Genomic DNA, 11,089 nt, shown 5'->3' with positions numbered 1-11,089 from the left:
CCAGCGACAGGTGAACGAACGGGTAACCCGTTTGGAGTTCGACCTCAAGAACTCGAACAGGTCGCGCGACGCGGCGGCGGCGCAGGTGGCGGAGCTGACGAAGCTGCTCAACACCATGCGCGCCGACCTCGACAAGACCAGGATGCAGCTCCACAACCTCGCCAACCGGCCGGTCGACGCCTCGAACGTCACCGAACGCGTGCGCGTGATGATGACGCTGGCCGAGGAGGAGATCGCCGACATCCGCAAGGGCGCCCTCGACGCCGCGAACGCGACCCGCGCCGAGGCCGACAAGTACGCCGCGGACCAGCGCGAGAACCACCAGCGGATGCTCGCCGAGACCGAGGCGCGCCGCAAGCAGCTGGAGGTCGCGCACCAGCAGCGCACCACCGAGCTGGAGAAGCAGTTCACCGAGCGCCGCACCGAGCTGGAGGCCGAGTTCGAGGCGCTGCGCACGAAGCTCACGGCCGAGCACGAGGCCCTCGTCGCCGAGACCCGCGCCGCCGGCGAGCGCGTGACCGCCGACTTCGAACGCCGCTCCGCCGACCTGGACGCCCGCCGCGTCGAGCTGGACCAGAAGTACAAGGCCTACCACGACCAGCTCGACAAGGAGTACGACGGCCTCAAGGCGACGCTCACCGCCGAGCACCAGAAGGTCCTCGCCGACGCCCGCGCCGAGGCCGACCGCATCGCCGCCGAGACCGAGGCCACCCGCGCCGAGGCGCTGCGGAAGCTCGACGAGACGCTGAAGGCCAAGCAGGCGGAGACCGAGAAGACGATCGCCGAGCTGGAGGCCGACGCGCTCGCCAGGGTCGAGAAGACCACGGCCGACGCCACCGCCGCGGCCGCCGCGCTGGTGAGCGAGGCGGAGGCCAAGGCCACGAAGCTCGTCGGCGACGCCGAGACCAGGTCGACCGCGCTGGTGACCGAGGCCGAGTCGCGCGCTGCCGCCAGTGTGCGCGAGGCCGACGAGAAGGCTGTGGGCCTGGTCCGCGTCGCTCAGGAGAAGGCGACCGGTCTGGTGCGTGAGGCGGAGGAGAAGGCCACCCGCCTGCAGGCCGACGCCGACCAGCGGGCGGAGGTGGCCGCCGAGCGGGAGGCCGCGCTGCGTTCCGCGCATGACAACCTGACGAAGCAGTTCAACGCGGCCCAGGCTGCGGTGGAGGCGGCGATGACGGTGTTGAAGCCGCTGCCGTCGTCCGAGGTGGACTCCGATGCTGCGGCTGAGGAGGCTGCCGCTTCGGGTGACTCCGGTGGGTCTGGTGGCTCTGAGCCGAAGACCGAGCAGTTGCCGAAGCAGCGTCCGCGGAGCTGATCAGGTGGGGAACGGGGGCCAGCGCTCCCGTTCCCCGCAGAGACCGGTGGTTGTGGTGGCTTGGGTGCGGGGCTGGGGTCCGTACCAGGTCGATCACCTTGGGTGCGGGGTTGAGCGGGCACTCGTCTCGCTTCGCTCAATCACCCGGCAAGGCACGGCTGTGCCGTGCTGCGGGAAATGCATCGAGCCTCGCTCGGCCGGGCTCGGCTTCGGCCCGGCTCGTCTTCAGCTCGGCTCGGCCGGGCTCGGCTTCGGCTGGCGTGCGTGAGCGTTCTGAGAATTGTCAGACCTGCTCGGTACGTTGGGTCGCGGGGGACCCAGCTGCGGAGGGGACCCCTGCGCCAGCCTGCGCAGGAGTCGTCGGCGTCAGGCCTTCTCCAGGAAGTCGGCTCGGTCGTCGGTCATCAGCGTGGCCACCATGCCGGCCAGGCCGGGGTTGGCGGTGAGGTCGGGGTCTGCGTCGATGACGGTCTGGGCGGCGGTGCGGGCGTCGGCGATGATGTCCTCGTCGCGCAGCAGGGAGAGCATCTTGAGGCCCGAGCGCTTGCCGGACTGGGCGGCGCCGAGGATGTCGCCCTCGCGGCGGAGCTCCAGGTCGAGCTGGGCGAGCTCGAAGCCGTCCAGGGTGGACTCGACGGCGCGGAGCCGTTCCATGGTGGCCGTCATCTCGGGCATTTCGGTGACCAGGAGGCAGAGGCCGGGGGCTGAGCCTCGGCCCACGCGGCCGCGGAGCTGGTGGAGCTGGGAGACGCCGAAGCGGTCGGCGTCCATGATGGCCATGACGGTGGCGTTCGGGACGTTCACGCCCACCTCGATGACGGTGGTGGCGACCAGGACCTGGACCTGGTTGGCGGAGAAGGCGCGCATGACGGCGTCTTTTTCGTCCGGGGGCATGCGGCCGTGCAGGATCTCGATGCGCAGCCCGCGCAGGGGGCCCGCCGCGAGGGTGTTCGCGACGTCCACAACGGACAGTGCGGGGCGCTTGCCCTCGTCGTCGGGGCCCTTGGGGTCGTCGTCGCCGTCGCCGATGCGGGGGCAGACGAAGTAGGCCTGGTGGCCGGCGGCGACCTCCTCGCGGACGCGGGCGAAGGCGCGGTCGAGCCAGGCCGGTTTCTCGCGGACGGGGACGACGGAGGTCTTGATCGGGGAACGGCCGCCCGGCAGCTCGCGCAGGGCCGAGACCTCCAGGTCGCCGTAGACGGTCATGGCGACCGTGCGCGGGATCGGGGTCGCGGTCATGACGAGGACGTGCGGGTTCTCGCGTTCGCCACGGGCGCTCAGCGCGGCGCGCTGCTCGACGCCGAAGCGGTGCTGTTCGTCGACCACGACCAGGCCGAGGGAGTGGAACTCGACCTTCTCCTGGATGATCGCGTGCGTTCCCACCACGATGCCGGCCTCGCCGGTCACGATGTCCAGCAACGCCTGGCGGCGCTGGGCGGTGTTCATCGAACCGGTCAGCAGCGTCACGCGGGTCGCGGTCTCGGCGGCGCCGAGCTGGCCCGCCTGGGCGAGGTCGCCGAGCATCTCCGCGAGCGAACGGGCGTGCTGGGCGGCGAGGACCTCGGTCGGCGCGAGCATGGCGGCCTGCCGGCCGGCGTCGACGGCCTGCAACATGGCTCGCAACGCGACCATGGTGTTGTGGGTGACCACGAAGTGGTCTGTGACGTAGAGCCGGTCCGGATGGGCGATCGAGATGCACTGAACGGGCTTGCGCCCCACGAACTCGACTGCGCGAATCGCACGAACAGGCTTTTCGTACTTCGTGCGCTCCTTGACCAGTTCAGCCTTCCGCGTCAACCGGAACGGCGGGAACTCGTTCGGCAGGCGCACGCTCACCAGGTAATAGGTGTTGCCCATCTTCGTCGTCGGACGAAGCCTGCCGGTACCGCCGAGCGACTCGGCCAGCCAGGCGACCTGTTCGGCGAGCCGTGCCGACGCCGACGAGAAGGTGACGTTCGAGCCCCGCTCGCGGTCAAGCGTGCCGTCGGTGTCCAACAACCCCTGCAACAGCGCGTGGCGAACCTTGATCGGGGCGACGAGGTAGTTGTCGGGAAGGAACTTGTCCCGTGCGGTGTGACCATAGACCCCGAGCTCCCGCAATGCCTTGAGAACCGGGTTCGTGCCCTTCCTGCGCCCGTTCACGAACCAGTCGTACTTCCTAGCCCACTCCGGCTTGGCGAGGTGCGCGCCCTGCGGCATGACCGCCATCAGCTCGACCAGCAGCTCCGGGTCTGCCGTGGTGAACATCACTCGGCCGTGCAGCAGTGAGCCGTCCCCGATCAGCAAGCCCAGCAGGTACGGGTCCAGCGGCCGTTCGGTCACGCAGTCCAGCTCTGGCGCGTTCACGGTGGGCAGGTACCACTTCGACCCACCGCCGGAGGTCGTGAGGTCGTCCCGGATTTCCTTCAAGGTCAGCACCTTGAGCGGGTTCCCACGGTCACGGCGCACCGTCGTGTTCACCGCCCAGAGGTGCTCCAGGTCGGACTCCACGCTGCGACCGTCGGAGAGCACCACGCGGTACACGTCCCGCTCGCCCTGGGGGAACACCCCGGTGACCACGGTGACCTCACCGCTCGCCGCGACCACCTCGTCGCCGACGGCCATGTCCCCCATTCGACGGAAACCGGAGGGCGTGAGCACCAGGGAGTCCAGGGGTTGCGCCTTGCCAGACCCCACTTCCCCCTGCAGCAGGCGGTTCATCGGCACGACCGAGGCCAGGTCGGAGGAGATCTGCTCACCGACCGACACCTGGCCCGCGGTCAGCGTGAACGGCAGGCGCGCGTCGAACGCGTCCAGGATGCCGCCGGGACGGCGGGCGCAGGACGGGGCCGGGCGGGCCGTGGCGGACTTGCGGCGCTGGGCCAGGGCGAGCTGGACGGCCAGCGCCTCGTCCCACTTCAGCCGCTGCTGTGCCACGGCGATCTGCGCCCAGCTCTCCGGCCGGTGGATCGCGCGCAGGGCCTCCTCGAGGCCGATCAGGCCGTGCTCGGCGCGGAAGCCGGCGGGCAGCGGGTCCTCCTGCACGCCGTCCCAGACCTCCAGCAGCTGCTTCACGCAGTTCGCGATGTTCCACGTGTTGATGTGCTGCGAGGCCGGGTAGACCGGCAGGAACGCCTGCAGGAACGCGGAGCTGTCCGACTCCGGGGTGAGGATCTCGAACGCCGGGTGCACCAGCTGCAGGTTCTGCCGGTAGCGGCCGACCTTGCCGGCGAACAACGCCTTGGTGCCCGGCAGCAGCTCCTTCTCCGCGACGAACGCCGGCTTGCCGAAGAACACCAGGTGCAGCTCGGAGGTGCCGTCGGTGATGACGGCCTCGGTCATCTGGCCGCGGCGCGCCTTCATCTGCCGCTTCTGGCACTTGCGGACCTCGGCCTGCACCGTGACGTGCTCGTCGATTTCCAGCGATTTGATGTCGGTCAGCTGCCCGCGCTCGTCGTAGCGGCGCGGGTAGTGGCGCAGCAGGTCACCGACCGTCGTGAGGCCGAGGCCGGTCTCCAGTGCGTCGGCGGACTTCTTGCCGAGCAACGGCTGCAGCTTGTCGTCGAAGGAGATCATCGCGTCCCATTGAACTACTCGACACCGACAAAAATGACCGCGTCCGGCTGACCGCCCGGATACGCGGTCACCTCGACCTCCGGATGGGTGATGCGGAGGTGGTCCTCCAGCACCTCCACCAGGCCGTCGGGGGCGTCGGCGCCGAGCAGCACGGTCACCAGCTCGCCGCCGCCGGACAGCATGCGGTCGACCAGGCGGCAGGACAGGTCCAGCACCGGCTCCCGCGCGGCGGGGCCGGGTTCGATCAGCACGACTTCGCCGTCCAGCATGCCCAGCAGGTCGCCCGGCTGGCAGCGGCCCACCCAGGTGATGGCCTCGTCGGCGGCGATCGCGAGCTCACCGCGACGGGTGGCCGCAGCGGCTTCCGCCATCGCGACAACGTCGTCACCGGCGCGGCGGGAAGCGTCGTGCACCGCCAACGCGGCGAGGGCCTGCACTGGCGAGAACGTCGGCACCACCACCACGTCCTGCCCTGCGGCCTGTGCGTACGCCACGGCCTCGTCCAGCACCTCACGGATGTCCGGGTCGCCCGGCAGCACGGCGACGTGACGCGCGCGCGTCGACACGATGGCGGACAACAGGTCCGTGGGCGTCGCCGAAGAAGAAGCCAGGTCGAACACCGTGGCTCCCTCGGCGCGGAACAGGTCCACCGCGCCACTCGCGACCACGACGATCGCCCGGTCCTGCACGAACCTGGACGCCTGCGCAGCGATCTGGTCGGCGAACCGCGCCACCGTGATGCGGTGCGGCCGCCCAGCGCGCACACCGGACTCGATGGCCGCGCCGATGTCGTTGCAGTGCACGTGCACGGTCCACAAGGACACGCCGTCGCCCACCACGGACACGCAGTCGCCGAGCCCGTTCAACGAGGTCCGCAGCTCCGCCACGGCCTCCTCGGAGGTGTCTTCGAGCAGGTACATGACCTCGTACTCGAACTCCGCCGAGCCGCTCTCCCGCTCGGTCGTGAGCGACTCGGGCGTGCGCGGCACCAGCGGCGCGTCCACGGGCGTCTCGACGGTCTGCCCAGTGATCACGGCGGCAAGTGTGTCCAACAACACAACCAGGCCGCGGCCACCCGCGTCGACCACCCCGGCCTTGGCCAGCACGGCCAGCTGGCGGGGTGTGTCGGCCAACGCCACGGCACTCGCGCGCGAGGCCGCCACGACCACTTCGTCCAGCTCGTCGGACGGGCAGTCACGGGCTGCCTCGGCGGCCGCGTGCAGCACCGACAGGACCGTGCCCGGCACGGGCTTGGACACCGCCGCCGTGGCCAGCTCGTCGGACCGCTGCAGGGCCTTGCGCAGCGCCGACCCGGACACCACCGAGACGCCCTGCACGGTCTCCGCGAGGCCCCTGAGCACCTGCGACAGGATCACGCCGGAGTTGCCGCGGGCCCCGGCGAGCGCGCCGCGGGCCAGTGCCGACAGCGCCTCGCCCACGGTGGTCATGGGCGAGCGCAGCAGGGCGTCCAGCGCGGACTGCATCGTGTGCAGCAGGTTCGTCCCCGTGTCACCGTCGGGCACGGGGAAGACGTTGATCTGGTCGATCGACGCCCGGTTGGCGTCCAGCGACCGCACGCAGGCGTCCGCCCACCTGCGCACCGCGACCGCATCCATGACCTGCATGGCGGGGAGGGTATCCACCCGGTTTGGTCGCTGGTGAGGCCACCGGCTACCCTGATCGGGTTGCCGTGCCCGGTTGAGGCTTGTGCACGCTTGCGCGCCCACCGGGACGCGAGACCCACCGCTTGAGGAACCTGAAGGAGTGGCTGACGTGGCTGCCGTGTGCGACGTCTGTGGCAAGGGGCCGGGCTTCGGCCATTCGGTTTCGCACTCCCAGCGGAAGACGAACCGCCGCTGGAACCCGAACATCCAGTCTGTGCGCGCCAAGGTTTCGGCCTCGCAGCGCCAGCGCATCAACGTGTGCACCTCCTGCCTGAAGGCCGGCAAGGTTGTGCGCGGCTGATCACCGCCACAGTTCGTGACTACGGGGAGAGCCCGGCTTCGGCCGGGCTCTTCTCGCGTTCCAGGGCCCTGCGCACGAACACCAGGCAGGCCACACCGACGAGCAACGCCCCGGTGCCCCCGATCGCGAACACCGCCCGCGGCCCCATGACCAGCAGCAAGCCACCGGCGGCCGCCGTTCCGAGCAGGTTCGCGCCGGTCACCATCGACCCGACCGCGGCGAACGCACGTCCACGCATCGCCTCCGGTGTCCGCAGCCGGACGATCGCGTTCATCGTCACGTTGTCCACGCCGTTGGAAACACCGCCGATGAACCACCCGATCACCGCGGCCGCGACGAACGGGAACGTCGCCGGGATCAGCACCGCGACGCCCGTGGTCACGCCGGTGATCGCCAGCGCGTGGGCGAGCTGGGACACCGACGTCAGCCGCGCGGCGAGCCGGTTGCCGACGATGATGCCGACCATCCAGCACGCCTGCATCGCGCCCAGCAGGAACTCGTTGCCGTGCAGCACGAACCGCACGAAGGCGGGGTCGGCCACGTTGATCACCACCGTCGCGCCGACGAAGCACGCCAGCCCGAGGATCGCCGCGAACAACACGGCGTCCTGGCGCACGTGCCGGACACCGGCCAGCGCGCTGGGCCGCGCCGAGTGCTCACCCGTGGGCCTGCGCTCGGACCGCATGAACGCCAGCAGCACCGCGTAGACGAAGAAGGTCGCGCCGTTCATCAGCAACGCGGCCGGGTGGCCGAAGAACCCGGCGAGCACCGCTCCCCCGGTGACCCCGGCGATGTTGCCGACGCTGCGGGTGGTGCCGATCAACGCGTAGGCGCGGGTGGAGTGCTCCTCGCCCGCGATGTGCGGCACGAGCGCGGACATGCTGGGCTGGGCGACCGCACGGCCGCAGCCGAAGAGCAGCACCAGCGCGACCACGAACGCGGGCTGTCCCATCAGCGGTGCGATGGCCGCGATCGCGCCACCTTGGCAGAGCACCCCGGCGGTCAGCAGGCGGCGGTTGGGCAGCCGGTCGACGAGCAGGCCGGCCAGAGGCGCCCCGAGGACGAACGGGAGCAGCTCGGCGACCAGGATCGCGGCCACCAGCAGCGAGCTGATCGGCGTCGCCCAGAAGAGCAGGACCAGCAACGTCAGCGCGTTGCCGAACTCGCTGACGCCCACACCGGCAGCGACGATGAACAGATCACGATTCCCCCGCACACCTCGCGACGCTAGTGGCGTGAGGCGTGCGGGACGCGCGAATTACGGGAGCTTCCAGTCGACCGGCTCGGCGCCCTGCTTCGCGAGCAGCTCGTTGGCGCGGCTGAACGGCTTCGAGCCGAAGAACCCGGAGTGCGCGGACAGCGGTGACGGGTGCGCGGACTCGATGGCGGGCAACGGTTCCAGCAGCGGACGCAGGTTGCGCGCGTTGCGGCCCCACAGGATCGACACGAGCGGTGCGTCGCGGGCGGCGAGCGCCTTGATCGCCTGCTCGGTGACGGCCTCCCAGCCCTTGCCCTGGTGCGAGTTGGCCTTGCCGGGCTGGACGGTGAGCGCCCTGTTGAGCAGCAGCACACCCCGCTCCGACCACGGCGTCAGGTCGCCGTTGGACGGGATCGGGTGTCCCAGGTCCTCGGCGTACTCCTTGTAGATGTTGATGAGCGACTTGGGGATCGGCCGCACGTCGGGCGCCACGGAGAACGACAGGCCGACCGCGTGTCCGGGCGTCGGGTACGGGTCCTGGCCGACGATGAGCACCTTGACCTGGTGGAACGGCTGCTGGAACGCACGCAGCACGTTCTCGCCCGCAGGTAGGTAGGTGCGGCCGGCGGCGACCTCCGCGCGCAGGAACTCACCCATGGCGGCGATCTGGTCAGCAACGGGGGCGAGAGCTTCAGCCCAACCGGCTTCGACAACTTCGTTGAGGGGACGAGCCACGGCTGGGAACCCTATCCCACTCAGTCCAAACGACGGAGCTGTTCCCGGTACACCGCGATGTTCTGCACGTACTTCTCCACGATGAACGCCCAGGCCTGTTCCGGCACAACGTAACCGGCACGCTCACGGGCCGGCACTCCGAGCACCATCGTGCGTTCGCGGACGTGGCCGTCGAACGAGACCACCGCGCCGGCGCCGACGATCGCCCCCTTCTCCACGATGGAACCGTTGAGCACCACCGATCCCGACGCGATCAGGCAGTCGTCCGCGACGGTCGCGCCCTCGATGTGGACGTTGTGCCCGATCACGCACCCGGAGCCGATGTGCACGGGGTGGACCTCGGTGCAGTGGACGACCGTGCCGTCCTGGACCGACGTGCGCTCGTCGACGACGATGCGCCCGTAGTCACCGCGCAGCACGGCCTGGGGCCACACCGACGAATGCGCGCCGATGCGGACGTCACCGATCACCGTGGCATCGGGGTGCACGTACGCGGCCGGGTGGATCTGCGGCGTGTAGTCCCCGAGCGCATAGATGGCCATGGAGCCGAACCTACAACGGCTTGCCGTAGCAACGGCTCTCCGGGTGGTCGCGGTAGACGCCGAAGTTCGCGATCCGCTCATAACCGGTGGCCAGGTAGAGGCCGATGGCCTCGGGCTGGCGGAGGCCGGTTTCCAGCACCATCTGCCGGTGGCCTGCCTCGCGCGCGGTGTCCTCCAGGTTCGTCAGCACGAGCCGGGAGAGACCGCGGCCGCGCAACGACTCGGCCACGTACATCCGCTTGATCTCCGCGGCGCCGTCGAGCTCCTGGTGCACGCGCCAGCCGCCGCACGCGACCGGGGAGCCGTCGAGGTAGCCGACCACGAAGTAGCCCAGCGGGGCGGCGAACTGCGCCGGGTCGACCGGCGTCACGTCCTTCTCGCCGTAGCGCTCGACGAAGACCTGCTGGAGGTCCTCGATCAGCTTGACCGAGTCTGGATGGTCATACGCGCGCGTGCATAGTTCCACAGTGAGCCAGTCTACGCGCGCCAGTGCTCCCAGCCGGGAGGTTTTTCGTACGTCCTGCCGTCGACCGTGACACCCTCGCCGGCGCGGACCGTGCCGATCGTGGTCCAGCCCTCCGGCACGGCCTTGGGACCGGGGAAGGTCGCGGCCAGCGCGTGGTCCTCCCCACCCGTGAGCGCCCAGTGCCGGGCGTCACCGCCGAGCGCGGACGCCACGTCCAGCAGGCGCGGGTGCAACGGCAGCAGCTCGGTGCGGATGTCGATCGCCACGCCCGACGAGTCGGCGATGTGACCGAGGTCCTGCAGCAGCCCGTCCGAGATGTCGATCATCGACGTCGCGCCGGCCTCCGCGGCCCTGGGGCCCTCCTCGTACGGTGGCTCCGGCGAGCGCTGGGCGTTCACGATGCCGACCGGGGAACGGAACCCGCGGCCCAGCACGGCCAGTCCCGCCGCCGCCCAGCCGAGCCGTCCGGTGACCGCCACGACGTCACCGACGAGCGCTCCCGACCTCGTGACCGGCTCCAGCCCGTTCATGTCACCCATGGCCGTGATGGAGATCACCAGTGTGGCGGAGCTGACCATGTCGCCGCCCACGACGCCGGCGCCGGCCTTGGCCGCTTCCTCCCACAGGCCCGCCATGATCCCCTGGATCGTGGCCGCCGGGGTGTCGGGAGGACACGCCACACCGACGAGCAGACCGGACGGCAACGCTCCCATCGCGACGACGTCCGCGAGGTTCACCGCGGCCGCTTTTCGGCCCACCTGCTCGGGTGTGGACCAGTCGAGTCTGAAGTGGACACCCTCGACCAGCACGTCCATCGACGCCACGACACGCCCGTCCGGCACGGCGACGACGGCCGCGTCGTCGCCGGGACCGAGGATCGTGGTCTCCGGCTGCGCCCGGCCGGTCGTCACCCGGTGGATGAGGTGGAACTCACCCACGTCGGCGACCGTCTCCGCGTCGCGCGGCGGCTGCGGACGCAAAGTTGCCTCCCAATCTGAGCATTCGGAACCCCAACTGGGGTACGTTGCGTGACACGTTCCTACCTCGACCCAACCTGTCGCGACGAAGGGGCACGCCGTGGTGCATGCATACATCCTCATCCAGACCGAGGTCGGCAAGGCCGCTGCAGTCGCCTCCGAGATCTCCGGCATCACCGGCGTCGCCACCGCCGAGGACGTCACCGGTCCGTACGACGTCATCGTCCGCGCCGAGGCCGACACCGTCGACCAGCTCGGCCAGCTCGTGGTGGCGCGCATCCAGAACGTCGAGGGCATCACCCGGACGCTCACCTGCCCGGTGGTCCACCTCTAGTC

General features: G+C 70.3%; 9 protein-coding genes and 2 pseudogenes. 3 read left to right on the top strand and 8 right to left on the bottom strand.

The annotated features are described in order from the left end of the window. Positions 1-10: 10 nt before the first annotated feature. Positions 11-1,315, top strand: a complete 1,305-nt coding sequence (locus tag BBK82_RS21670; RefSeq protein ID WP_154697421.1) for a coiled-coil domain-containing protein — start codon at positions 11-13, stop codon at positions 1,313-1,315. Positions 1,316-1,681: 366 nt separating this feature from the next. On the opposite strand, the pseudogene BBK82_RS52755 reads toward BBK82_RS21670, so the two are convergent. From BBK82_RS52755 to BBK82_RS21660, 3 genes and pseudogenes are all read right to left on the bottom strand, one after another. Further along, a pseudogene (locus tag BBK82_RS52755) lies at positions 1,682-3,352 on the bottom strand (helicase-related protein); the annotation flags it as partial. A gap of 1,068 nt (positions 3,353-4,420) precedes the next feature. After that, positions 4,421-4,870, bottom strand: a pseudogene (locus BBK82_RS54220) (OB-fold nucleic acid binding domain-containing protein); the annotation flags it as partial. A 14-nt stretch (positions 4,871-4,884) separates the two neighbouring features. Then, positions 4,885-6,495 carry a DAK2 domain-containing protein gene (locus BBK82_RS21660; RefSeq protein ID WP_065916636.1) on the bottom strand — a complete coding sequence of 537 codons (1,611 nt, stop codon included), beginning with the start codon at positions 6,493-6,495 and terminating at the stop codon, positions 4,885-4,887. Between the two features lie 148 nt (positions 6,496-6,643). Between BBK82_RS21660 and rpmB the strand changes: the two genes are divergently transcribed. Continuing rightward, complete coding sequence (rpmB, locus tag BBK82_RS21655; RefSeq protein ID WP_030467945.1) at positions 6,644-6,835, top strand: 50S ribosomal protein L28; 192 nt, start codon at positions 6,644-6,646, stop codon at positions 6,833-6,835. 19 nt (positions 6,836-6,854) lie between these two features. On the opposite strand, the gene BBK82_RS21650 is transcribed toward rpmB, so the two are convergent. The 5 genes from BBK82_RS21650 to BBK82_RS21630 are packed head-to-tail and all read right to left on the bottom strand — an operon-like array spanning position 6,855 to position 10,756. Continuing rightward, complete coding sequence (locus BBK82_RS21650) at positions 6,855-8,051, bottom strand: MFS transporter (RefSeq protein ID WP_083268074.1); 1,197 nt, start codon at positions 8,049-8,051, stop codon at positions 6,855-6,857. Between the two features lie 42 nt (positions 8,052-8,093). Next, a complete protein-coding gene (locus BBK82_RS21645; protein ID WP_065916634.1) occupies positions 8,094-8,768 on the bottom strand; it encodes a uracil-DNA glycosylase in 675 nt (224 codons plus the stop codon). Between the two features lie 20 nt (positions 8,769-8,788). Further along, a complete protein-coding gene (locus tag BBK82_RS21640) occupies positions 8,789-9,310 on the bottom strand; it encodes a gamma carbonic anhydrase family protein (protein ID WP_065916633.1) in 522 nt (173 codons plus the stop codon). 10 nt (positions 9,311-9,320) lie between these two features. Then, positions 9,321-9,776 carry a GNAT family N-acetyltransferase gene (locus tag BBK82_RS21635; RefSeq protein WP_065916632.1) on the bottom strand — a complete coding sequence of 152 codons (456 nt, stop codon included), beginning with the start codon at positions 9,774-9,776 and terminating at the stop codon, positions 9,321-9,323. Positions 9,777-9,787: 11 nt separating this feature from the next. Then, positions 9,788-10,756, bottom strand: a complete 969-nt coding sequence (locus tag BBK82_RS21630) for a thiamine-phosphate kinase (RefSeq protein ID WP_065916631.1) — start codon at positions 10,754-10,756, stop codon at positions 9,788-9,790. 97 nt (positions 10,757-10,853) lie between these two features. Here BBK82_RS21630 and BBK82_RS21625 point away from each other — a divergent pair, with 97 nt between their 5' ends. Then, positions 10,854-11,087, top strand: a complete 234-nt coding sequence (locus BBK82_RS21625) for an Lrp/AsnC ligand binding domain-containing protein (RefSeq protein WP_053736927.1) — start codon at positions 10,854-10,856, stop codon at positions 11,085-11,087. Positions 11,088-11,089: the final 2 nt, after the last annotated feature.

Source organism: Lentzea guizhouensis, assembly GCF_001701025.1.
GTDB classification, from domain to species: Bacteria; Actinomycetota; Actinomycetes; order Mycobacteriales; family Pseudonocardiaceae; genus Lentzea; species Lentzea guizhouensis.
This window is presented reverse-complemented; position numbering and strand designations above follow the sequence as displayed.

Coding starts and splice junctions, on each gene's coding strand:
- BBK82_RS21660 (WP_065916636.1), bottom strand. CDS start 6,495: ATGCAGGTCATGGATGCGGTCGCGGTGCGCAGGTGGGCGGACGCCTGC.
- BBK82_RS21640 (WP_065916633.1), bottom strand. CDS start 9,310: ATGGCCATCTATGCGCTCGGGGACTACACGCCGCAGATCCACCCGGCC.